Annotated in this window: 20 protein-coding genes and 1 pseudogene; 3 read left to right on the top strand and 18 right to left on the bottom strand. The window is 44.8% G+C overall.

Going from position 1 to position 22693, the window contains the following annotated elements:
* Nucleotides 1-431: 431 nt before the first annotated feature.
* The 7 genes from QFZ80_RS14715 to QFZ80_RS14685 all read right to left on the bottom strand — a co-directional run bounded on the left by QFZ80_RS14715 (nt 432) and on the right by QFZ80_RS14685 (nt 9638).
* Nucleotides 432-2759 (bottom strand): glycoside hydrolase family 95 protein, encoded by a 2328-nt coding sequence (locus QFZ80_RS14715; RefSeq protein WP_307559604.1) that lies wholly within the window; start codon nt 2757-2759, stop codon nt 432-434.
* Nucleotides 2756-3496: a response regulator transcription factor gene (locus QFZ80_RS14710; protein ID WP_307545926.1), complete on the bottom strand. Its 741-nt coding sequence runs from the start codon at nt 3494-3496 to the stop codon at nt 2756-2758. The genes QFZ80_RS14715 and QFZ80_RS14710 overlap by 4 nt, the downstream gene beginning before the upstream one ends.
* Before the next feature lie 3 nt (nt 3497-3499).
* Nucleotides 3500-5230 carry a sensor histidine kinase gene (locus QFZ80_RS14705; RefSeq protein WP_307545928.1) on the bottom strand — a complete coding sequence of 577 codons (1731 nt, stop codon included), beginning with the start codon at nt 5228-5230 and terminating at the stop codon, nt 3500-3502.
* A 98-nt stretch (nt 5231-5328) separates the two neighbouring features.
* On the bottom strand, nt 5329-6903 hold the full coding sequence (locus QFZ80_RS14700; protein ID WP_307545930.1) for an extracellular solute-binding protein: 1575 nt from the start codon (nt 6901-6903) through the stop codon (nt 5329-5331).
* 64 nt (nt 6904-6967) lie between these two features.
* Nucleotides 6968-7807, bottom strand: a complete 840-nt coding sequence (locus QFZ80_RS14695) for a carbohydrate ABC transporter permease (RefSeq protein ID WP_373460401.1) — start codon at nt 7805-7807, stop codon at nt 6968-6970.
* 59 nt (nt 7808-7866) lie between these two features.
* Complete coding sequence (locus tag QFZ80_RS14690) at nt 7867-8850, bottom strand: ABC transporter permease (RefSeq protein WP_307545934.1); 984 nt, start codon at nt 8848-8850, stop codon at nt 7867-7869.
* 41 nt (nt 8851-8891) lie between these two features.
* Nucleotides 8892-9638 (bottom strand): DUF5110 domain-containing protein, encoded by a 747-nt coding sequence (locus QFZ80_RS14685; protein WP_307559602.1) that lies wholly within the window; start codon nt 9636-9638, stop codon nt 8892-8894.
* On the opposite strand from QFZ80_RS14685, the gene QFZ80_RS14680 reads away from it, so the two are divergent.
* A complete protein-coding gene (locus tag QFZ80_RS14680) occupies nt 9637-10755 on the top strand; it encodes a glycoside hydrolase family 26 protein (protein WP_307564123.1) in 1119 nt (372 codons plus the stop codon). The genes QFZ80_RS14685 and QFZ80_RS14680 overlap by 2 nt on opposite strands.
* A gap of 249 nt (nt 10756-11004) precedes the next feature.
* Here the strand turns inward: QFZ80_RS14680 and QFZ80_RS14675 are convergent, their stop codons facing one another.
* From QFZ80_RS14675 to QFZ80_RS14640, 8 genes are all read right to left on the bottom strand, one after another.
* Complete coding sequence (locus QFZ80_RS14675) at nt 11005-11433, bottom strand: organic hydroperoxide resistance protein (RefSeq protein ID WP_307442810.1); 429 nt, start codon at nt 11431-11433, stop codon at nt 11005-11007.
* Between the two features lie 373 nt (nt 11434-11806).
* A complete protein-coding gene (gene msrA, locus QFZ80_RS14670; protein WP_307555495.1) occupies nt 11807-12817 on the bottom strand; it encodes a peptide-methionine (S)-S-oxide reductase MsrA in 1011 nt (336 codons plus the stop codon).
* 764 nt (nt 12818-13581) lie between these two features.
* Nucleotides 13582-14709 carry an NADH:flavin oxidoreductase gene (locus QFZ80_RS14665; protein ID WP_307545938.1) on the bottom strand — a complete coding sequence of 376 codons (1128 nt, stop codon included), beginning with the start codon at nt 14707-14709 and terminating at the stop codon, nt 13582-13584.
* A gap of 411 nt (nt 14710-15120) precedes the next feature.
* Nucleotides 15121-15903 carry an SDR family oxidoreductase gene (locus tag QFZ80_RS14660; protein WP_307545940.1) on the bottom strand — a complete coding sequence of 261 codons (783 nt, stop codon included), beginning with the start codon at nt 15901-15903 and terminating at the stop codon, nt 15121-15123.
* 88 nt (nt 15904-15991) lie between these two features.
* The gene (locus QFZ80_RS14655; protein ID WP_307559600.1) at nt 15992-16123 is read right to left on the bottom strand and encodes a hypothetical protein; all 132 of its coding nucleotides are present in this window, start codon (nt 16121-16123) and stop codon (nt 15992-15994) included.
* Nucleotides 16124-16166: 43 nt separating this feature from the next.
* Nucleotides 16167-17510 carry an SCP2 sterol-binding domain-containing protein gene (locus tag QFZ80_RS14650; protein ID WP_307545944.1) on the bottom strand — a complete coding sequence of 448 codons (1344 nt, stop codon included), beginning with the start codon at nt 17508-17510 and terminating at the stop codon, nt 16167-16169.
* 47 nt (nt 17511-17557) lie between these two features.
* Entirely contained in the window at nt 17558-17956 is a 399-nt protein-coding gene (locus tag QFZ80_RS14645; RefSeq protein WP_307545946.1) for a MarR family winged helix-turn-helix transcriptional regulator, read from the bottom strand.
* A 403-nt stretch (nt 17957-18359) separates the two neighbouring features.
* A complete protein-coding gene (locus QFZ80_RS14640) occupies nt 18360-18764 on the bottom strand; it encodes a hypothetical protein (RefSeq protein WP_307545947.1) in 405 nt (134 codons plus the stop codon).
* A gap of 319 nt (nt 18765-19083) precedes the next feature.
* On the opposite strand from QFZ80_RS14640, the gene QFZ80_RS14635 reads away from it, so the two are divergent.
* Both QFZ80_RS14635 and QFZ80_RS14630 read left to right on the top strand, forming a co-directional pair.
* Nucleotides 19084-19605, top strand: a complete 522-nt coding sequence (locus QFZ80_RS14635; RefSeq protein WP_307545948.1) for a DoxX family protein — start codon at nt 19084-19086, stop codon at nt 19603-19605.
* 231 nt (nt 19606-19836) lie between these two features.
* Nucleotides 19837-20196 (top strand): DDE-type integrase/transposase/recombinase, encoded by a 360-nt coding sequence (locus tag QFZ80_RS14630; RefSeq protein ID WP_307545949.1) that lies wholly within the window; start codon nt 19837-19839, stop codon nt 20194-20196.
* Here the strand turns inward: QFZ80_RS14630 and QFZ80_RS14625 are convergent, their stop codons facing one another.
* The 3 genes and pseudogenes from QFZ80_RS14625 to QFZ80_RS38995 all read right to left on the bottom strand — a co-directional run.
* Complete coding sequence (locus QFZ80_RS14625) at nt 20197-20976, bottom strand: class I SAM-dependent methyltransferase (protein ID WP_307559598.1); 780 nt, start codon at nt 20974-20976, stop codon at nt 20197-20199.
* A 286-nt stretch (nt 20977-21262) separates the two neighbouring features.
* Nucleotides 21263-21709: a DMP19 family protein gene (locus QFZ80_RS14620; protein ID WP_307545951.1), complete on the bottom strand. Its 447-nt coding sequence runs from the start codon at nt 21707-21709 to the stop codon at nt 21263-21265.
* A gap of 396 nt (nt 21710-22105) precedes the next feature.
* Nucleotides 22106-22623: pseudogene (locus tag QFZ80_RS38995) on the bottom strand (DDE-type integrase/transposase/recombinase); the annotation flags it as partial.
* Nucleotides 22624-22693 lie beyond the last annotated feature (70 nt).

Below are 22693 nucleotides of genomic sequence, written 5' to 3'. Positions count from 1 at the left end.
GCAGTAGCCGCCACTGCTCCCTAATTCAATGATTTAATAGTTCAATATATTTTTGACAAATAACAAGACAGTACCAAACTCTCCGTGTCAAATGGAGTCGTATGTTACTTGGGAAAAAACATTTGGAAAAGGTTGTACGAAATCATAGATCGGAAAAAATCAGTAATATCTATATAAGAAACCTCATTATACTTCATCTCGTGTGTATGTGAAGATTTATGCCAAACTTGACGAATCAAGCTGTCGACACCAAGATGTGGTGTGCCGACACCGAGTGTAAAGGTGAGCTTAGGAAACGTTGATCACCACCTGCGCCTCTTTCATAATCGTATAGGTGCGTTGCTTCACTTCTTCTAGCATCAGCTGCTTACTCGGATATTCGTTCGATAAAACATCCCGATTTTTAAAAGGAAATTAGTTGTACCGAAATTTTACCGCCCAGATGGCCCAAAAATGTTCGGTATGGACGCCTCGAGGTTATAAACTCCTCCAACAACGGTCTCGAAGACGACGACTCCATTCTCCTGCCAGACATCGACCGGTGCTCCGTTAGCCGTTACCGATACGTTGATGCTGCTACGCACCTTGCATAGGGCAGCGGCTTTACAAGAAACAACCCGAGCGAATTTTAGAGTTCCTTCCGCCCACTCAATGTCGACCGAGAAGCCGCCTCTGGCACGAAGACCTGTCACCTTCCCCGAATGCCACACCTGTGGTAGCGAAGGCAAAAGATGTATCTCGCCGGCATGGCTCTGAAGAAGCATTTCAGCGATCGCAGCCGCACCGCCAAAATTTCCATCAATCTGGAAAGGCGGATGATTGTCGAAAAAATTTGGTAGCGTTGAATGCGTGAGAAGCGCGATAAGATTGTTCAACGCTTCCTCGCCGTTCCTAAGTCTAGCCCAGAAATTAATGATCCATGCTCGACTCCATCCGGTATGGCCTCCACCGTTCACCAACCGCCTCTCCAGCGTGCGAAGTGCCGCTGCCGCCAGTTCGGGTGTGCCATCGGGCGTGATCTGGCTGCCGGGATACAAGGCAAATAGATGGGAGATGTGGCGATGACCCGGCTCCGCCTCTTCATAATCTTCATACCATTCCTGAAGTTGGCCGTGCCGTCCAATTTTCTCCTGAGGAAGCTTCATCAGTACCCGTTGCAACTCCGGTCCTAGAGCCTCACTTTTTTGAATGCCGAGTATCCGTTCGGACTCTTGTACTGCTTTGAATAGTTCACGAATGATCTGCGTGTCCATCGATGGTCCGGCGCATAGTACGCCCGATTCTCCGTTTGGAAGGATATATGTATTCTCCGGTGACACAGATGGGCAGGTAACCAACTCACCGCCCGGAGTTTCCACGACGTAATCGATCAAGAACAACGCAGCTTCCCGCAAGGTTTGGTATGCGCTGCCGAGAAACTCCACATCCATTGTAAATTGGTAATGCTCCCATAAATGCAGCGAGAGCCATGCGGCTCCCATCGGCCAATAGGTGGAGGGTAGCCATGTATCCTGTGGAGCAGTATCCGCCCAGATATCGGTATTATGGTGAGCAGTGAACCCCCTGCAGCCGTACATGACGGACGCCGTATGCCGGCCGGGCTCGCGCATCCGGTCCAGCAACTCAAAGAGAGGCTCGTGACATTCGGAAAGCGCGCACGATTCCGCCGGCCAGTAATTCATCTGCGCGTTGATGTTGATCGTATATTTGCTGTCCCACGGCGGAAGGAATTGCTCGTTCCAGATGCCCTGCAAATTAGCGGGCAGCGAGCCAGGCCGACTGGAGGATATGAGCAAGTAACGGCCGAACTGAAAATAGAGCGCAAAAAGGTCGGGATCAGATTCTCCACCGCTGAGCCTGTCCATGCGTTGTGATAGGCTCATGCGTCCGATTTCCACGTTTTTCGTAACCATCGACAGCGATACTCGTCCGAACAGTTCGCAATAGTCGTCTATGTGGTGCCGATATAGCGCTGCATAACCGAGAAGAACGGCACTCTCCGCTTTCTCCCTTGCTTCCCCCAGCGGATCAAGGAAACGGAATGTAGTTGCGGCGGACAGAACAAGTGTCACACTACTTGCATTCTCCACGACCAGGTGCTCGCCGACTGCTTTTACCGTGCCGTCTTCAGCTGTTGCTCTCAGCACTACACCATACTGGCTGCCCCCTTCACCACCGCAATTCCCGCTCATCCAGATCGCGTTGTTTCCCTCTCGTCCGGCATTGTCAGCGTACCGCCAACGGCCACGCTCCAGACGTGAGGTGAAACCGATTGCACCAGACCGATTTGCTGTAAGCCTCATAATGATTGCCTGATCAACGTAACTGGCAAAGAACTCGCGTCTAAATAAAACGCCGCCCTGACTGAAGGTGACCGAAACGGTGCCTTTTTCCATATCAAGTGTACGTTCGTAATTATCCGGTTCGCCGTCTGGAAGAGAGAAGTCAAGAAAAAGGTGACCGAGAGGCAAATAATGCCGCTGCGATTCCGGCAAACCGGACAACGCCAAGACAGCGAGCCTCTCAGCTTCCTTCAACTTTCCTTCAAATATCAAACGTCGGATTTCCGGAAGATTTGCCTTTGCATCCGGGTTATTACGGTCCCGTGGTCCGCCGTACCAGACGGAGTCCTCGTTTAATTGCAATCGTTCCAGTTGAGTCTGTCCATACACCATCGCTCCCAGCCTGCCGTTACCGATCGGCAGTGCCTCATCCCATTTCGTAGCCGGACTCTTAAATAACAACTTAAGATCTGTCAACAACTATCCCCTCCATCGGTAGATTCAGTCACTCCATCCTCACGATATGCTCCTGGAGTGATACCCGTATATTTTTTGAAAACCTTCGTAAAGTAATGCTTGTTCTCAAACCCAACCCTCTGTCCGATCACATTTACAGGAAGATGCCAGCGAGCTTTCAGCAGTTTCTGCGCTTCTCTGATTCGCAGTGTGTTTAAATAATTTACAAAGTTATCGCCTGTTTCCTTCTTGAACAATCTGCTGATATAGTGCGGATGAAGATTCATTAAATCCGCAAGATGCCCCAACGAAAGGTCTTGCATGTAATGGCTTTCCATGTAAAGAAGGATCCGTTTGGAATGAATAGTGTAATCCGAATCCGAGTCGGGAGGTAGATCCTCTGCAATTCTCGCCAGTAGATTCGCAATTTCATTCTTGTCGATCGGTTTCAATAAATAGTCCACGACGCCTACGCGCAGCGCTTTACGAACATAATCAAAATCTTCATATCCAGTCAAAATAATAAATCGATCACACAATCCGCCTTTTCGAGCTTCCTCGATCAATTCAAATCCGTTCCTCTCCGGCATATTCAGATCCGTAACCGTGACATCCGGCAAATATGCCTGCATGACCACAAGTGCCTCAGACACGTTATTTGCCACACGAACTTTCGTACCAGGAGGCGCCACTTCATTAACAACCTTCATAAGACCCTTCAGAATCAGTGGCTCGTCATCGACAATCAGTATTTTCATCGTTTACTCGCCGTCCCTTTTATCAATTATGATGGTCAGGCATGTGCCTTTACCCTGTTCGCTTGTAAGTTCCAGCCGAGACGCGCCACGATAGAAAGATTTGATACGCTCGCTGACATTATAGAGCCCTAGTCCTCCTCCCTCACTCAATGGTTTCGTCTCAATGTCGCGATACAATTTACTTTGGATGGTGTGCAATCTCTCTTGTGGGATGCCTGCCCCATTGTCAATAATGTAGATCCGGGTTTCATCCACGGTTTCTTCTGCTTGAACCTGAATATGAACGGGCCGAATCACAGTTGACGCTCCGTGAACAATACTATTCTCAATAAGAGGCTGAAGCATGAATCTCGGACATGCAATTTTATCTGCATTCACATTAACATTAATTTCGTAGGTCAGCCTGTCAAGAAGCCGCATTTTATGAATGTTGAGATAAAAGGTTACCGTCTCAATTTCCCTCGCGAGCACCGTTTCTTCCTTTTGAGAAGACAAGCTGTAGCGCATCAGTTTCCCGAACCAGAACGAGATGTTCGCTACCTCTTTGTTATTGGCGATTTCGGCGAGCATCCGGATCGTTTCCAGGGTATTATACAAGAAATGCGGCTTGATCTGCGCCTGAAGCACTTGATAGGCAGCTTCTTTATTTCGTAATTCAGCGCGATGGACGTTGTTGATAAGCTCATCCATTCGGTTGATCATGTTATTGTATGTGTTGATGAGAAATCCTATTTCATCTTGATTGTCATGGCGGTTGACAATCAACTTCATATTATCGTCACCAAGATTGCGCATATGTCTTGCAAGCCGAAGGATGCGCTTTGTGATGGTTGATGCAAGCAGATAGTAAGCAAAGGACAAGGCTGCCAGAAAAGCGAATATTGTTAAGATCAGTACAGCTTCCTTTTCTTTTACAGCGCGAAATACTTCTTCTACCTTCCCCATAATGACGATTCGAACCCCAAGTTCCTTGATATCCAGTTGATTCACGATCGTTTGCCTAGTGATAACGTAAGCATTGCTTTCATTCGCTTCTAGCAGTTTCAGTGTTTTATCATCAAGTCTCGATGTAGCTTCTCCATTGACCAATGGCTTGCCGATCTCAGACAGTAAAGAGGACTTCCAGTTCCCTTCAACCCCTGCTGCTTTATAGAACCTATGAATCAAATCGCAGTTGATACGTATCTCTAGAAGTCCAAGTTTCTCGGTTATATTGTTATTATAAATATTCTGATAATAGATTAGCTGTGGTTCCGGAGCTTGTGGCTCGAGCAGTGTCCACTTTCCATAACCCGGCTTCAACGAAAGGGAAATCTCGTCAGCTTCTCCCCCTTGCAAGGATGTGTCGATAAACCGATCGGTGATTGTGAGTACCTGTTGCTTTATCTTATAAATTCTCAGCGATTCTATCTCCGGGTTGGAAAAAAAAGATTGTGTGAATATCGGATTGATATAACGCGTATAAGCAAAGATACTCTCGGCGTCCGATTCATAAAGGCCATCCAGATAATCAGTCACATATGGATTGTATTGTAGGAGACGATGGATGGATTGTATTCGTGTTAGATCTGCTTTCATATTTGCGTATGCTTGTTCCAGTATCTTTTGCCGGCTTTCAACGAATTGCTTCGTCAGATTTCCATAGATTTGATTGTAGTAGTAGTATCCAAAAACGATGACTGGAATAAAAATCAGTACGATGTAACCAACAATAATTTTGCGGACTATGCTCATGATCACAGATACCTCTGCCTTCAGAATTTCCTTATAACCATATCATGAGCAACCAAAATCCGGTAGAGGCATAATTGCCCCTACCGGTTACCGTTTGCTTACTTGAATAAATCTTTCCTTTTCTGGTAGGTCTCATTAGCCCAATCAACGAGTTTTTGCAGTCCGAGCTGCTCTGCATTCTTGACCATGTTCTCGTAGTTGGCCATCGCTTCCTCTTCGGATTTGGCTAGATATACCTTGACCTTCTCGTTTTTGATCATTTCATCAATCTTGGTCCTCATTGTTCTCTCTTTTGAGTCCGGCCCTGCCTGAATCAGGCCAAGCTCCGGCTTATACTTGGTAATTTTCTTGATTTCCATGAGCGATTGGGTCGTCATCGTACCCGGTACGTAGCTCCATAGCCCTTCCGTTATGCCATCGTTATACAGATACCACCATTTAATCCCATTGCTTTCGACAAATTGGGCGTTATTCGGATTATACTTCAGATTCGGATAACCTTCTTCGTTCCAGGTCCAATGTTCTCCCTCGATTCCGAACATCGTGAGCTTCTTACCTTCGTCGGTTGCCAAGTACTGCAGCAATTTGATCGACTTCTCAGGATTTTTATTTTTCTTCGTAATGAACGTACCTGCGAAGCCAACCCCTCCGCTGATAATTTTCGCATCACTCGACAGAGAGGTCGGCAGCATCTTGAATGTGAAGGCGCCCCCTTCGCGCTTGACCACGGCATTGTCGCTGTCGGCGACACTCACCGTATACATGTGGGCAAACGCTTTACCGCTTGTCGCGTACTGATCGTCGATCTTATCGTTGGCGTGTGCGAAGTTTTCCGCCATGATGTAGCCGCTTCGGTATAGCTTGTTCATAAACTTGAAATATTCCTTCATCTTCTGATGGCGAATGAAAAAGTCTACTTTGCCTCCTTGTTCGAACCAGGGACTGCCAAAGGTCGCATCCACGCCAAACTGCATCAAAAAGTATTGCTCGATCCATTCCTTGTCCATAATAAGCGGTACCATGTCTGGATACTTGTCCTTAACCATGCCCAGCACGTTGACGAAATCGTCCAGCGTCTTAATGGGTGGGTTCCCGAGTTGCTTCAAGATATCCTCACGTACGGCAATGCCCGGATTGCCGTTGTTGCCCAATGCGTATTTATTTGCCGCCCATTCTTCCTGAGTTGCGAAAGCATTGCGGATCGTGTAGAAGTTGCCGTCATCCATCGTATGGATTGCAATCCGCGTCTTATCAATCTTAAAGTCAGGCGCATACTTTTCGATCAGCTCATTCCAGGGATAAGACAGTTTCGAGTCAGACAGCCGGCTAACATTTCCATACGTAAACACTAAGTCCGGTAAATCTCCCGATGCAATCATCAGCGGCAATTGCTTGTCGTCCGTTGCTACTGTCACCTTCAACTTAACTCCCGTCTTCTCGGTGATTTTATCAGCGATCGGACCTTTCCATTCCTTGACAGGGTACCATGGTGCATCGATAAACAGTGTTAGCTCCTCCGCCGAATTCCCCACGGAAGACGCGTTGTTCTTTTCGGCTCCCTGGTTTGTATTCGAGCCACTGTTATTGACCTTACTGCAGGCGGACAACAGCATCAGAACGAGTACAAATGCCAGTGCCGTGACAAGTACTTTGTAACCTTTTGTTCTTTTCAAGACGACCCCTCCAATGTTGTTGATTTGTATATTAAAGCAAATGCTTTAATATCGATGCAAGCTTTCATCCTTTGACAGAGCCAAGCATGATTCCTTGGACGAAGTACTTCTGCAGGAACGGGTATATGCACACGATAGGCGCTATCGAGACAACCATCGCCGTCACCTGAAGCGAGAAGCTCGTTACTCCCGACGAGGAGCCGTTCGCGACTGCGAGCGCATCCATCGGCGAATTGAACTTGTTGATGATTTCCATCATGCGGTATGTGAGCGTTCGCAGGCTCTCCGATTGTACAAAGTAAGCCGAATCCAGCCATGAGTTCCATTGACCTACGCCCATGAACAAGGACATCGTCGCGATGAGCGGCATCGAAACCGGCAGGACGATCCGGAAAAAAACGACAAATTCGCTCGCGCCGTCCATGTGAGCGGATTCCATCAGTTCGCCGGGTATCTCACGGAAGAACGAGATAGCAATAAGCAGGAAGAAAGTACTGAGCATGGACGGGATGATATATACACCGAACGTATTCAGTAAACCGATCGAGCGTAGCAATACGTAGTACGGAATGAGGCCGCCGGAGAAATACATCGCGAAAATAATAACCGTGAAGTAAAATTTGCTGAATAACAGATTCCGATGTGAAAGACCATAAGCAACCAGACATGTAAATAGAACGCCCAGCGTAGTACCCAGCACCGTTCGGGAAACCGTAACCAGAAAAGCGCGAAACCATTTTGGATCTGCCAAGAATGTTTTGTAATTTTCTAAAGTAACACTTCGGGGCCACAAGTATACGCCTCCGAGAAGCGAATCGGATCCCCTGTTGAACGATACGATCAGAACGTAGTAGAACGGATACAACATGGTGAGCATGATGATGAGTAGAACCACGTAAATCATGCTGTCTAGAAGAATGTCCTTCTGTTTTTGGTTATGGAGCACGAACGTTCCTCCTTTCACTAGAATAGGCTTGAATCCGACTTTCGCTTGGCGATGTAATTGCTGGAGAAGATCAACAAAACCGAGATGAAGGATTGGATCAGGTCGATGGCTGCTGCGTATGAGAAACGACCATCCCGTAGGCCGACTTTAAACGCATAGGTCTGAACAATCTCCGAGGTTGGATTGTTGATGGTGTTCCCAAGAAGATACGCCTGCTCGAAGTTCGAGCCGACCAGACCACCGCCGAGAATACTGCCAATTGTGAGAATAAGGACGACAATGATCGTTCCCTTCATGCTTGGAATCGTAATGTGGCGGATACGTGCCAGTCTCCCGGCACCGTCGATTTGCGCCGCTTCGTATAGAGCCGGATTGATGCCCGTGATGGCCGCCAGGAAGATAATAGTCCACCAGCCCATCTCCTTCCACATAGCACTTCCGACCGCCAGTCCCCAGAAGTAGTTCGCATTGGTCAGAACATCGAGCTGCTTGTCTATGAGACCAAGTCCCAATAGCGCCTTGTTCACAAGTCCGACGTCTGCTGATAGGAAGAAGAAGGCGAGGCTGACGACGACAACCCATGAAATGAAGTGAGGCAAGTAGCTGACGGTTTGCACTAATCGTTTGAAGGCCATGTGTTTCACTTCGTTAAGCATGATCGCAAAAATGATCGGTGCGGGGAAGGTGAAGATTACCTTCAGCAAGCTCAACATGAGCGTATTGCGAACGATGGTTCCGAATTGGTAATCATTTACGAATTCGTCGAAATATTTTAAACCGACCCATTCGCTGGTGAAAATGCCCTTAATGCCGGATGAGATGCTGTAATCCTTAAACGCCATGATGATGCCGAACATAGGCGTGTAGGAAAAAATCAGTAAGAAAATCATCCCTAGCCCAACGAATAAATGAAGCATCTTTTGCTGTTTAAACCGCTTCCATAAAAGCGCTTTCTCACCTACTTTGGCTGAAGGTCTTGCTAGCTGCGTATCTAGTTCCATGTTCGTTCCTCCCTTAATCCCATACTACATCCCTGCAGTACTCACCGGTAAGCCAAAATTTTTGAGAAAGCGTTGTCAATTTTTGATCTGATCTCATCAGGTATATATAACGGACTTTGCGGAGAAATAATAACATGGCCAAACTTTTGGAACAGCTTGGCCATGCTGAAGTTGTCGGAGTTACCCGGATTAGCTGACATCGTCTTGCCTGATTGTGAGTGGCTCACCATGGTAAGAGATCGTGCATTGACCGGCTTCGCCAGCAATCCATAAGCCTCGTTCCATTGGATCTCAATTGTGACAAAAGCTCCTTCCTCGTAACCATAACTGTCTCCCTCATCCTCATAAAAGATGAATATAGCATCCTTGCCGGGATAAACCTTCAAACGAATATCCCCTGCCGGATGTTCGTCAGCATACTGGATATTCGTTCCCAGCGGAACGATGGATCCTGCACGGACATATAGCGGCATCGTCTCTAGGTTGGCTTTGGATTTTATTGTCCTTCCGCCCTCCGTACGCCCGTCCGTCCAATAATCGTACCAATCGCCGACGGGAAGGTAGACGTTGCGGTACTTGCTTACGCCGTGAAGCTTACGGGATTCCGGACCGTAATACATCGCTGTTGTGACTGGGCAAACTAGAAGTGCTGGTCCGAACATGAATTGATCGTCTACGTTATGCGATTGCACATCTTCCCGGAAGTCAAATGCCTCTATGAGAAATAGCGCCTCCAGAGAATAGATGTACGGCATTAACTTGTATCGAAGCTTTAAAAATTTGACCATGATATCGTATATCGGCATGCTCGGGGCAGATCGCAGGGTCGGCTATGATGTTACGAAGATTGAAGACGTATACGGACGCAAGCACGCTCTTTACTTGGCTTATGTTGGATGGCGGAAGGTGCAGACCGATACGAACACATATTTCCCCGCTCGGACTGCCGAAAGAGTGAAGGCGCTTGACGGTGCACTCCAGATTGGTTGGGAACCGCGCTACGGCATAGATGACGTGCAGGATGACGAATACGTCCGCCGTTTCGCACGTGAAGCCAAGGCCTCCGGCATTCCGATCTTCCTACGGTATGCTTCGGAGATGAACGGAGCATGGGTGCCATGGCACGGAGAACCCCAGAAATATATTGAGAAATTCCGTCTTATTCACGACATTATGGCCGAAGATGCTCCAAATGTAGCTATGGTGTGGTCTCCTAATTTCTGGCCGCCGGATACGATCGATGACTACTATCCAGGGGACTCTTACGTGGACTGGGTCGGTTTTCCCTTGTATAGCACCCCCTTCTCAGCAGGTCAAGAACAGCTAAAGGGCACCGTTATCGATACCTTCGCCCCTCTCTACGACCGCTATCGTCATAAGCCTATTATGATTTCAGAGGGAGCTATTGCTCACACGTATTTACCCACTAACAAAGCTTACTGGAGCTGGGCGGAAAGCCAGTTGGGGTACATGTACGGTTTGCTGCCGCGATTGTTTCCTCAGGTTAAAGCCATCACATACTTTAACTTCAGCCGATCACAGGCGGTTCGAACGAACGGAAATTACGTGTACGATATCGGGGAGAATCCATTCATGGACGGGTTTTATCAAAGACTGATAGCATCAGATTGGTTTTTAAGTAAAATCGAGCCGGGTGTGGATCCAATTCAATACCGCTATACGCCATTCCTAGGTCGTTCTCTTCCTACTGGGAAACAAAACGTTCTTGTATATCCTACGCTTGAGAATGAGCTGGGTGAACCCCCATTTGCAATCGCCATTTACCAAGGCAATCAGTTTCTTGGCGTCAGTTATGAGGCTCCTTGGGAAATAGAAATTCAAGTAAGTACCTGCTATCAGCACGGGTGCTTACAAATAGTGCAAAGTGAGACAGGGCCTTCATGAATAGCGATCCCCCTGATAAGAAAACAATAACAAAAGGTCAGTCTGCAAAAGCAAACTGACCTTTTGTTATTCAGCCTATAGTTCTCCGTTAGCGTAACGAATCATTGATTCATTCATCGAAAGCTTACAGGTTCTTTCGTTTAACGTATCGAACGACCCAGAAAATTGCTGCATAAACCGTGAAAGTAATCACAACCAAAACCGGATACACGTATGGATCAATATGTATCACGACGAAGTAAGTGCTGATTAACCAACTACGTTTGTTACTACTTCGATATTGCCACGGGTTGCTTTAGCATATGGGCAAACCAGATGGGCTTCCGCGACGATTTCCTCAGCCACGCTTGTTTCTACGCCACTTATAGTGATGTCCATATTCATGGCTAGTACATAGCCGTCGCTCGCATCCTTGCCAAGCGTAACATTAGAAACGATTGTTATACCTTCCGCTTTAATATTCTTTTTTCTAAGAATAGTACCCATCGCACCTTCAAAGCATGCGGCAAATCCTGCAGCGAAGAGTTGTTCTGGATTTGTTCCAGCTCCGTTACCCCCTAATTCCTTAGGATATCTCAAGTCCAAGTTAAGATTGCCATCATTGGAAACAGCTTTGCCATCTCTTCCGCCTTTAACGTTTACAGTAGCCGTATACAATTTCTTTTCCATTTTTACCATTTCCGAAACTCTCCTTTTATTACTGGATTATTTTATACTTTTTGTGCGCTGATAAACCAACTGCGTTCGGTACTAATTCGATATTACCACGGGTTGCTTTGGCATAAGGCAAACTAGATGGGCTTCCGCGAACGCTTTCCACAACCACTCTGATTTATATGCCCTCTGATAGCGATGCTCATATTCATGGCTAGTACATAACCACTCGCATCCTTAAATATAGTACCCATCGCACCTTCCAAGCATGCGGCAAATTATGCGGCGACAGTTGCTCTAAATTTGTTCCAACTCCAATAGCTGGTTTAACTACTCTACCGTAAATGGAGTAAATCAAATTTCGAAAGCTGTTTTTGGTTTATGAAAATCGAACTCATCATGACTGTTCATCAAAAAGCTGGACATACGCACCGTAGCCTCTTTCTTCAAGTTCATGCTTCGGTATAAATTTTAAAGCCGCTGAATTAATGCAGTATCGTACTCCCGTTGGTTTGGGACCGTTATTGAACTTGTGGCCAAGAAATGAATCGGCATTCTTGCTTTTAACCTCGGGAGCTACAGACACAAAGCCATAGCTATTTTTCACAATCAGATTGTTGGGCTCCAGTGGTTTTGTGAAATTTGGCCAGCCTACACCTGCATCAAATTTGTCCTTCGAGCTAAACAGCGGCTCGCCGGAAACGATATCCACGTAAATGCCTTGCTCGTTGTTGTCCCAGTATTCGTTGTTAAATGGCTCTTCGTCCACCCCATGTTGAGTGACCTCATATTGGAGTTTGGTCAGCGTTTTCAGCTTTTCTTCCTTATTAAAACCTTTTTGAATGTTCACGTTTCTGTCACTCCCCCAGATTCTTTCTAAGCTTGCATCGCGGCCGGAGCCGAGCAAATTGATTTTGAAACTGATCGGGTTATTCTTGAAAAAGTTTTGATGCTCTGCTTCCGCCTTGTAAAACGTCGATGCAGATTCAATCTTCGTTATAATCGGTTTTTTGAACCTTTCTGAAGCTACTAAAGCATCTCTGGACGCCTCAGCCAACTCCTTTTGTTCATTGTTTTTATAAAATATGGCGGTTTGATATTCGCTGCCGCGATTAGCAAATTGTCCCTCTGCGTCCGTTGGATCAACGTTTCGCCAGAAAATTTGCAGTAGTTTATCATACGAAATCTGATTCGGGTTATATCGAACTTCCACCGATTCGAGATGTCCCGTAGTTTGAGACCCCACTTCTTCATAAGTAGGATTTTCTTTATGGCCTCCCGTATAGCCGCTTTCAACGCCTAACACACCATCAAGCTTCTCAAATACCTCTTCCATCAACCAGAAGCAGCCACCTGCAAAAATAGCCGTTTCGTCTGGCGTGTTCGAAATTTCATTCGTTGTTGTCATCGCATCTTGAGCTTTCACGATGTCTTTTTTGTGATTTGAACTGAAAAAGGAGTAACCAAGAAAGACAAGTAGAATTATGGACAGCGCCATTAATTTGCGGTTTGTTACCTTCATGTTCCCTTACACCTCCGCGGTACATATTTGGATAGCGTACACCCTAGTCTCTTAATAGTTCAGAAAACAAATTACTTCATACAAAGTTCCAACCACTAATGTAATAACAACAACCACAAGGACGAATCGAACCGTTAAGCCAAGTATTTTCACGCCTATCCTTCTTTTGTTTTCATTACTTAGATTTTAACAAGAATAGCGCGCATGCAAACCTGTGGAAAGTCATGTCTTTACATCAAAAAGAGCACAACATTTGATCGCTAAAGCATGATAAATTTCATGCTCTATGCCAAAAGTCATGCTCTTTCAATTATAATAGATGGCGAACTGAGAATAGCGCAGCTTGCGTTCTAAAATACTCGTATTGTACATCAGTATCAATAAAGATTTTACATAAGAAATTGTTTAGATCCATGACTTTACTCACCACTCTTTAGAGAAATTCCAGCAAGATTCCATAATAATAAATTCACTAACTTACCGTATTATCCTGCCCGTTAGTTCTGAAAAGGCCACCGATCAATTCCGCCCGCTATCGCCAATTGCAGGAATGGCTATAACACATGTTAAGTCGTCAAACAAAAAAACAGGCTCTCCCACTAACTCGGAGTGCCCAATCATATAAACAAAAGGTTAGAATTACAGCAGAATCAAGATAGCGAACGCAGCGCTTCAGGGGTGAAAGGCTTCAGCTCGTCAAGCCGGCCATCGCGGACCTTAGCCGCCCATGCCGGATCAACCAGCAGCGCACGGCCGACTGCAACCAGATCGAACTCTCTATTGTTAAGCTTGTCGGTCAAGGTATCCACGTTCGCCGTACCTGCGTTTTCCCCTCTAAACGAAGATAGAAACTCATTATCCAGACCTACGGAGCCCACAGTGATTGTAGGTTTGCCGGTTAATTTTTTAACCCAGCCTGCGAAATTCAGGTGGGAACCGGCGAACTCCGGTTCCCAGAAGCGGCGGGTCGAGCAGTGAAATACATCAACACCCGCTTCTACAAGCGGCGCAAGGAATTTGGCCAGTTCATCCGGATTGGCTGCCAATTTCGCCTCGTAATCACTTGATTTCCATTGCGATATCCGTAGTAGGATAGGGAAATCGGGTCCTACCGCGCGACGGCAAGCCGCAATAATTTCAGCCGCAAAACGGGTTCTTTTCACAAGGTCTCCGCCATAGCTGTCGGTGCGCTGGTTCGTTCTCTCCCAGAAAAACTGATCGATCAAATAGCCGTGGGCGCCATGAAGCTCAATCCCGTCAAAGCCGATCCGTTTGGCATCCGCCGCCGCTTGTGCGTAAGCGGCAACAACGGAATCGATCCTTTCCTGACTCATCGGCTCATTGACTTTTTCCCCGGTCGCGAGATCCAAGCCTGAAGGTCCGATCGGCAGCTCCTCCGGGTTCGGAACGGCTCCTACCTTACGGTCCGTGCCGATATGCCATAGCTGCGGCATAATCAGCCCGCCGGCTTCATGTACTTCCGCGACGACGCGAGCCCAACCCTTTAGCGCTTCCTCCCCATGGAAATTCGGAATATTCGGATTATTGGTGGCAGCCGGATCATTGATCAGAGTACCCTCCGTAATAATAAGCCCAACACCGTTATCAGCACGGCGACGGTAATAAGCGGCCACATCAGGACCCGGCACTCCTCCTGGAGAGAAAGCTCTCGTCATTGGAGCCATGACGACCCGGTTCTTTAGGTTCAAAGTTCCAAGCTTGGAGGACTCGAATAAAGGTCCTAGCTTGGAGGCAGGTTGGATTTTTTGATTATTCATTTTAGCATTACCTCCATTATGAATAAATTCTGATTTCATAAGCCTTGCCACTTAAACTGTCATGTAAAATATTACAGTTATTGAATTTACTATACCATACTTTCTCCAAAAGCACTACTTTTTACTTACTGTTTTCTGCATACCGCAGCCGCGGTTCTTGCGTCGGTGTAGAAGGAAAACAAAGTATTAGACTGACCTTGCCGATCCTAGGCGGCCATTTTAATATTTAGAACGTAAGGTCCCGTAAAATAAGTATTAGACTGACCCTGAAATAGAAACAGCGACAGTTATGGACAGGAAAATAAAGTCCTAGACTGTCGCAGTTTTATTCAACTAACGTTCTCCGTTAGCTTAATCGACTTCTGGCATCTAGGCCCGAATGGACCGATGCGTGAATACAGTTCCGTATAGTTAACTCTTGGTTTGAGCCAGCATTTTATCAACGGTTTTACTCATCTGATTTAAAATAAACTGAGGTGCAACACGACTCATAAACTTCAGCGCACTGCTCTGGCCCGGCAGGATCTCAAAGCGATCCTTTTCCAAACCCTTGATTGCGTACCTAACCATCTTACCGGCATCCATTGGCTTTACGCCTTTGATCTCGTAACCATCAAGAGCTTTAATTAAAGGGGTCTGAATAGTTGGAGGCGCTAATTCAAACACTTTAATATTCGTATTTTTTAGCTGCATTCGCAGTGATTGTGTAAAAGAATGAATACCGGCTTTCGTCGCACAATATACCGGCAATACCGGATAAGGAACAAATGCAAGTGCGGATGAGACATTCATAATCGCAGAGGATTTCTTCGCCTTTAAATGCGATAAGAATTGGTTCACCATCCGGATCGAACCGCTGAGGTTAATTTCAATCTCGCTACTGATATCCTCTAAATCAACCTCTTTGGTATGAAAGTTCAATTTACGCATAACCCCAGCGTTATTGATCAGAAAATTCAGTTCTGGAAATTGACTGGTTACTTTTTCAAAAAGGTCGGAAATGGCCTTTGGATCACTTACATCACACTGAAATGTGTAAACGTATGGAAGTTTCTTTTTTGCTAGATCCAGCTTGGACTGATCCCGCCCGGTAATAATTACGGTGTTCCCAAGCTGAACGAGCTGAGTAGCAAGCTCGAATCCAATCCCGGATGTTCCACCCGTTATAAGAATTGTGTTGGAATCCATTTTCATAAAAATCAATCCTTTCTCTATAAATGATTGATTCCGCTCGAACGAATGTGCCCGGCGTGGTTCAAAGCGTCGATCGACAACCTTCAACTTAAATCATATCGATCGCTAATTGATCAATGGTTTGTGAGATAGGCATATCGTTCGCCGCCTTCGGTTTTGAATGTTTTTTCATGCTTCTCATCGAACCACCAATGATTGCCTTCTTTCTCCAATAATGCATCGGATTCAATCCCACTATGCATAATAGTGTATACACACTCTTATTAAGCAAAGCATTTCTCAAATTTCATCAACAATTTGGGGTTCCCTTTGATCCGAAGTTTTCTTGTCAACAATGCCGCAGCCACATTTTTTTCCTTCGCCACGATCTTAAGCCACGTTTTGCTATCCACCGTAATCTGAATATCCGGCTTGCCGTGAAAACCGTCCCTAATCTGGAGCTTATTGTCACGGATGTCGATTGTTGTTTGTTTCGTTTCATCTCCGGTGAAAGTAAAATGATAGGTGCAGTTTAAACCCGACGCCTGCTTCGGCTGGAATGCATGAGGCATCAGGGTGATCAAAAGGCGGATCGTGTTCGGCCTGAGTCCATTCCCGACGCGTTTTACCGTTTTATGGGGAAAACGTTTCATGACATACGCTTCCGCATCGGAGCCCGGGGTTACATAGATCGTCTCCTCTTTGGCCTGCAACGGCTTTAATATATCATTCATGAACCCTTTACGGTCTTTCAGAAACGGCCCGATCACATCATCGCCCGCCGGACAAACCGATAAACAATAAGCCGCTTTGTAGTTAGCCCCGAAACTCAAACTTTGCCACCAGGAAGTCGTTTCGGTTATCGGTACTTCATTCCGGTACTCTTTGAAGTTCTTACTGTCCACGACCGTTTCCACAAAGTCGCTGAAACCGCCCATAAACTCACGATAATTGTGCGTAGCGCATGAAGAAAAATTAAATTGTCCGTCCGCACCGATCGCGCCCACAGGGCAGGCAGATACGCAAAGCTTGCATTCCAGACACGGGTTGTAGTCAATCGGCCGGTCTTCCTTGTTGACCCGGGCATCGATCATAACGGCGCCAAGCAGAATGAAGTTTCCGAATTTCGGATGAATCACGTTGCGATGGATGCCCATATGGCCTAACCCTGCCGCAACGGCAACAGGCTTGAGCGATACGACCCAGGTCTTGCCGGGAAACTTATCCATCTCCATCGGGAAACCCATTGCTGCATTTAAAGCCCGTATTCCTCTCGCTTCCAACGCGGACACGATATGATGGGCTGTCTCAGCTACCTTATCGCCGGTATGATGAAATTCAATATTGGCAAGGGATCGCGCTGGTGTGCGGATCGGTTCTCGATTCATTCTGGCAACGAAACTGATCATCGTCTTAGCATGCGGAAATACGGACAGAATGTCATCACGCTGATCATCCAATTCGGAGCGTTCAATGGATATAACCCCGACATCGTCAGCTCCGGCCTCAAGACACAATTCACGTATCCACTCATAATCAAGCGTTTCGTTGTCAAGAGTGGCGGATTGCGCAGAGGATTCGTAGTAACGCACAACTGTTGGATGTTTTTTCATATCGGCCACTTTCATCTATCCTTTCTCATTAAGTGTATATACACCTTTTAGGTGAAAAAAAATTAATCTCGCCTATTCAGCTTAACGATATCAGACAATTGACCAAGCAAACCTTTATAAGGGTCATCGCCCATATAGTCTCGAATACGGATTTGCGCCTGTTCCCATAACGGCAGCGTACGCTTAAGCAGGTCCCGGCCGTCGGGTGTCAGAGCAATAAATCGTTTCCTGCGATCCTCCCCTTCCGTGATCGACACCCAGCCCTGTCTCTCAAGCGGCTTGAGATCCCGTGGCAATGTGGTCCTATCCATCAGAAGTATTTCGGAGAGAGATGTAATGGTGACAGACCCGGCCTGTTCAAGTGCCATAAGGACAGACAATTGGGTTGCCCGAAGCCCGACTGGTCTTAAATATTCATCATATAAACTGGTAATGAACCGGGACGCTTTTCTTAAATTCAAGCAAGCGCACTCTGCTGTATAATCGGTCGTCCCTGAAAAATCTGAAGTTGAATTATGTTCTCTCATAAATATGAGTATATACACATATTGTGTCGACGTCAATCTTTATAATCATCTTAAACCTGAACGTATCCTTTTTTATTATGTACAAAGAAGCGGCTGGAAATATCCCGCCGCTTTCTTCTTTTACAATTTGTTTATGAAGCATCGTACCCGTTAGCGCAATGTTTGCTATTCGTACCCTTAACCTTTTTTCTTACTTGCTCTCATGAAACGGACAGCGATCACTACGAACACTAATGCAACTACAACAATGTACACATCAATATCCTGTTCAAACATAAACCACATCTTGTGTTCTACGTTTACTTGTAGTATTGGTCGTAATCCTTCACCGAACAGTTCAGTTACTTGCGTAGGGTTGCCTTATTTCAATTGTCGTGCTGCACGAACTGCTGCTTAATTCGCCATCCACTTCGCTAATGTATATTAAGTATTTATTCCCTTCCTTGAATTCATAGCCCCAGGTGTAATCAGTTGCTACAATAATTTGCGAATCAACTTCAGTAATCCAACTTCGTTCAACTTCAACTAAAATATATCTAATTTTCTCTTTTGTCCCCGAAAACCCCTCTTGCTTCAAGTCCACCTTTATTTGCTTAACTTCACCGTAAACAGCTCCACCAAACATTTCTAAAGCTGCTTGGGGACTTCCCACATCAACGCACGACAAAGCTTTAACATCTTGTTCATTTGAAAAAAAGAAGACCATTGTAAAAGCCATTATCAGGGAGAGTAAACGTTTCAAATTATCCACCTGCTCTGATGATCTCTATTTCTTAACATCTTTATTGACTCCTCCAGCAGTCAGAAAGTTGCGTTAAACTTGCCCGTTACTTGAATGAACAAAAATAGGAGTTGCCGCGAGTAAATTTCGGTTTACAAAAACCTTTCTTCAGCGTATATTAAAATCATCAAAAGTTTCCCTAATGCAAAAATGTGTACCTATGTTTAAAGTTATTCCATAGGGAAACATAGGGGGAGTGGTTTAACAAAGTTGCAAACAGTGCACAATTCTTTTCTGGTCGAATAATGATGACCAAATACGTATTTTGGAGGGATTTTTCATGATGAATTGGTTGCGAAACAGTATGACGGCGGCAGGACTCTTGACTGTGTTACGGCTGTATGTGGGATGGAAATTCATCTCAGCCGGGTGGGGAAAATTATCCAGCGACAAGCCGTTCGATGCTTCCGGATTTATGAAGGGAGCGATTGCCAAAGCGGGTGGAGAAAAGCCTATTGTTCAACAATGGTACGGGGACTTCCTTCAAGATTTCACCCTGACGAATGTGGATGTTTTTAATTTCCTGATCCCATGGGGCGAGTTTCTCGTTGGTCTTGGCTTGATCACAGGTACTCTCACCACGTTCGCGGCATTCATGGGCATCTTCATGAACTTCAATTTTTTGTTTGCCGGGACGATTAGCCTCAATCCGAACCTGATCCTCATCCAATTTTTCCTCTTGGCAGCGGGGATGAACGCGGGTCGCTTCGGCGGGGATTACTGGGTTATTCCTTGGGTTAGGAAATATGCCCGAAAACTTTCTCGGAACGGGCAATCTTCCATACAATCCCAAACCACTTAGACTAAATAAGCTGCAAAAACTTTACCTTTATCCTAAAATATTAATACTTACTTTCTGTAATTGATCTCCAATTTCAATTATTTCATTTCATTCAGATGTATCAGGAGATTGACGTATAGGATAATAAGTTAAAAAGCCTAATCGATATAGGCTTTTTTTACTTCCTTATTTATACGCACAAGCACTCTCCTTTTGGTAAGTAAATGATATAAATATGCATACTTTAAAAACTTGTTAAATAGAGATTTCACGGCAGGTAAGCCGAATGACAAATGGGTTACCGACGTCACACCGTACCGTGTGGGAGATCAGCGACTATATTTGTCGGCCATCAAGGATCTATACGGCAACGACATAGTCGCATTTCACATCAGCCATCGTAACGACAACGAGTTAGTGTTAAAGACGTTTGACAAGGCCTTTAAACAACACAAAGACGTGACTGGAGTGATCGTTCATAGCGATCAAGGATTACAGTTAGCTAAACAAGCTGACACCGATAGAATATCGGCGCCAGCTTGCAGCATAGGGCTTTTTTTCATTGTCTACAATTTGGGGTCTTTGACCATCTTGTACAGGGGGCTTTCTTAATTATGATTTAACAGCTTGATAGATAAATCTCTGATTACCGCCGGTCGGCTTTTTTTCATCGTCAAAATCTGCGAAAACGATTACATTTGAAAACCCAACGCTCTCAAGGACGTATTTAAATTCCTCAACTCCATACCAGCGCAATGCAAAACGCTGCAGTTCCGTTTGGACTAATGTCCCATTACGCCACTTTTTATATTTCAAGTAACTTACTCGGTATTGATTAAAGAATAAATCAGCTTCAATGCACTTGCTTTCCATCGTGATTATATCACCGTTAGGCAAGTGGTATGTTACGAATCCTCCCCATCTTCCAAGCTCGGAATTGTTGTATTTGTTGTCTGGCAAGAACAAATCGAGGATCAACTGCCCGCCTGATTCCAAATGATCGTACAATCGGTGTAAAACCTGCAACGACTCTTCCCGTTGTTCAATCAACAAAAATGAGCCCGCGGGAATGATGATTGCCTCATACTTGTGCGGCAAAGAAAGTTCTTGTAAGTTTGCCTCATATAAGTTGGGAGTTAGTCCGCGTTCTTCACAACGACTTCGGCATGAAGCCAACATTTGCGGGGAATAATCCACGCCGTCTACAATCAAGCCCAATTCAAGAAGAGGAATGATCACACGTCCAGAGCCAACCATGGCCTCCAGAATGCGCCCATTGCAATGCTTAAGCTTTTCGCGATAATACTCAATGTCTCCGCCTAATGATTGCCCAATTTTCTTGGTTAGGTCATAGACCTCTGTGCATAGTTCACCGTAATTACTGAAAGACATATATGCTCTCCCTCCGTAATTTGGGCTTTGCACGGAAGAGAACACTGCTAGTGATTATCCCTTCCGCACCTCAAAAATAATTGCGTTGCCAACATATTTAATATTTTTCACGATAATCACTCGCTTTCTAAAGGATACCTTTAGAATACATCGCAGAAAAAAACTGGACAACGGAAAGTTTCTGTTTATTAAAACATTCTCCCGTAACTTCAACGAGGCTGCCGTTTTAATCCCGCAGCAGCCTCGTCTTGATGTTATGGAGCTATCGTTTCCGTTAGTTGAATGGTCAAGTTTGTATAATTCGTTTTACAACAGTTTTTAACTTCGTTTCCAAGTCCTCACTGAGTTCGTTATAGAACTGATTGTCTAGCGTTTCAAATAATTCAAATAAGTGATCGTGTTCTCCATCATTCCATGAATTAATTACTTCATTTCTTTCATCAATATTTTGGGGTGTTTTGCCATTTGGAAATAATAAATTCACTTTTTTTAATTGGTCAACTACTTGTGAGGCGTTAATTTTATACAGGTCTTCCAATGTATCTTCCATTGTATCAGCACCAGAATTGTAATAAAAACTAATGATTCCACCGTCGCTGATACTATCAATGACACCTCTTACGTTGTACCAAATTCTTTCATCAGTGGTCAAATTACTATAGCTTTCCTTATCAAGTTTTTCAAATAACTTTTGCCAATGCGGTTGCCAATCTTCATACTGTAATAAGACCATTAAAGCCCCTCTTTTCATTTAAGTTACATATAATTTCAATAAATATTTCCATCTACCTTCTTTAAGAATTCTGCTCGTTAGCGGAGCAAAGAGCCACCTCTTGGCAGCCCTTATTGATTGAACTTTCGTTCTGCATGATCCCAAAAGTTACAAACAATATAAAATGAGCAAGATCATTCAAGATTATCATCCTTTCTTTCTTTTTCCATGGTATATTCAGCACTCAACAATGGGAAAGAGATCAGAGTTTCAACAGGTACTTGAGCTAATTCTAATTGTTATAGCAAGAAGTACAGAAGTATTTCTAAACTCAATATTTTTTTCAAACACTCACCTTCACTTCTATAAAATTGCTCTTTTATTGAACTATAGTTTCCGTTAGTTCAACCATTTACCTTAATGGATACATCTGAAATTGTTATAGTAGTTCATATTTCCGTTTTGAGTTCTTCTAAAGAATTACACGGTTTTATTATGCCTCATCTTTAAAATGGCCAAAAAGACTCTTGTAGAGCGTTATCCCAAAAGTTTCCTCTTGGTTGACATTGATTGTCCTAGCCCTAGTTTTTTACGTGCCGCTGAAAAGTGGGACTAGTATAGTGTACTCCTTGATCTGAATGAATAAAGGCTCCTTCTGCAAACTTTAATCGTCTATTTTTCTTTAATTCTATCAATGTATCCGTAGCTAAATCTAGCGTATGTCCATTTGAAACGTTATAAGCCAATATTTCATTCGTTGAACTATCCTTAATAGTGGACAAATAAGTCTTTTGTCCCTTTCCGCAATATAAATAAGTAATGTCAGTAAGTAGTACCTTACCTGGGATATCTTGTTTGAATTCTCGGTTTAGTAAATTTGATAGGGACGAGTGTTCTTGGGTAGCTTTCAACATTTTTTTATAAGGGTTGCTCTTCTAGTAGGGCATTTACTTTCCAAAATTTCTTTTTTACATTTTCTTAACTGATTGATTACTGGAGTTTTAC

This window comes from Paenibacillus sp. V4I7, from assembly GCF_030817275.1.
Classification (GTDB): Bacteria; Bacillota; Bacilli; order Paenibacillales; family NBRC-103111; genus Paenibacillus_E.
The sequence above is the reverse complement of the archived record's forward strand: the minus strand, read 5'-3'. Positions and strand labels throughout refer to the sequence as shown.

Excerpts from the sequence above, each read along its gene's own strand:
- QFZ80_RS14710 (WP_307545926.1), bottom strand. The coding sequence starts at position 3,496 with ATGAAAATACTGATTGTCGATGACGAGCCACTGATTCTGAAGGGTCTT.
- QFZ80_RS14705 (WP_307545928.1), bottom strand. The coding sequence starts at position 5,230 with ATGAGCATAGTCCGCAAAATTATTGTTGGTTACATCGTACTGATTTTT.
- QFZ80_RS14695 (WP_373460401.1), bottom strand. The coding sequence starts at position 7,807 with ATGATTTACGTGGTTCTACTCATCATCATGCTCACCATGTTGTATCCG.
- QFZ80_RS14690 (WP_307545934.1), bottom strand. The coding sequence starts at position 8,850 with ATGGAACTAGATACGCAGCTAGCAAGACCTTCAGCCAAAGTAGGTGAG.
- QFZ80_RS14680 (WP_307564123.1), top strand. The coding sequence starts at position 9,637 with ATGATATCGTATATCGGCATGCTCGGGGCAGATCGCAGGGTCGGCTAT.
- QFZ80_RS14685 (WP_307559602.1), bottom strand. The coding sequence starts at position 9,638 with ATGGTCAAATTTTTAAAGCTTCGATACAAGTTAATGCCGTACATCTAT.
- QFZ80_RS14675 (WP_307442810.1), bottom strand. The coding sequence starts at position 11,433 with ATGGTAAAAATGGAAAAGAAATTGTATACGGCTACTGTAAACGTTAAA.
- msrA (WP_307555495.1), bottom strand. The coding sequence starts at position 12,817 with ATGACAACAACGAATGAAATTTCGAACACGCCAGACGAAACGGCTATT.
- QFZ80_RS14665 (WP_307545938.1), bottom strand. The coding sequence starts at position 14,709 with ATGAATAATCAAAAAATCCAACCTGCCTCCAAGCTAGGACCTTTATTC.
- QFZ80_RS14660 (WP_307545940.1), bottom strand. The coding sequence starts at position 15,903 with ATGAAAATGGATTCCAACACAATTCTTATAACGGGTGGAACATCCGGG.
- QFZ80_RS14655 (WP_307559600.1), bottom strand. The coding sequence starts at position 16,123 with ATGCATTATTGGAGAAAGAAGGCAATCATTGGTGGTTCGATGAGAAGC.
- QFZ80_RS14650 (WP_307545944.1), bottom strand. The coding sequence starts at position 17,510 with ATGAAAGTGGCCGATATGAAAAAACATCCAACAGTTGTGCGTTACTAC.
- QFZ80_RS14635 (WP_307545948.1), top strand. The coding sequence starts at position 19,084 with ATGATGAATTGGTTGCGAAACAGTATGACGGCGGCAGGACTCTTGACT.
- QFZ80_RS14625 (WP_307559598.1), bottom strand. The coding sequence starts at position 20,976 with ATGTCTTTCAGTAATTACGGTGAACTATGCACAGAGGTCTATGACCTA.
- QFZ80_RS14620 (WP_307545951.1), bottom strand. The coding sequence starts at position 21,709 with ATGGTCTTATTACAGTATGAAGATTGGCAACCGCATTGGCAAAAGTTA.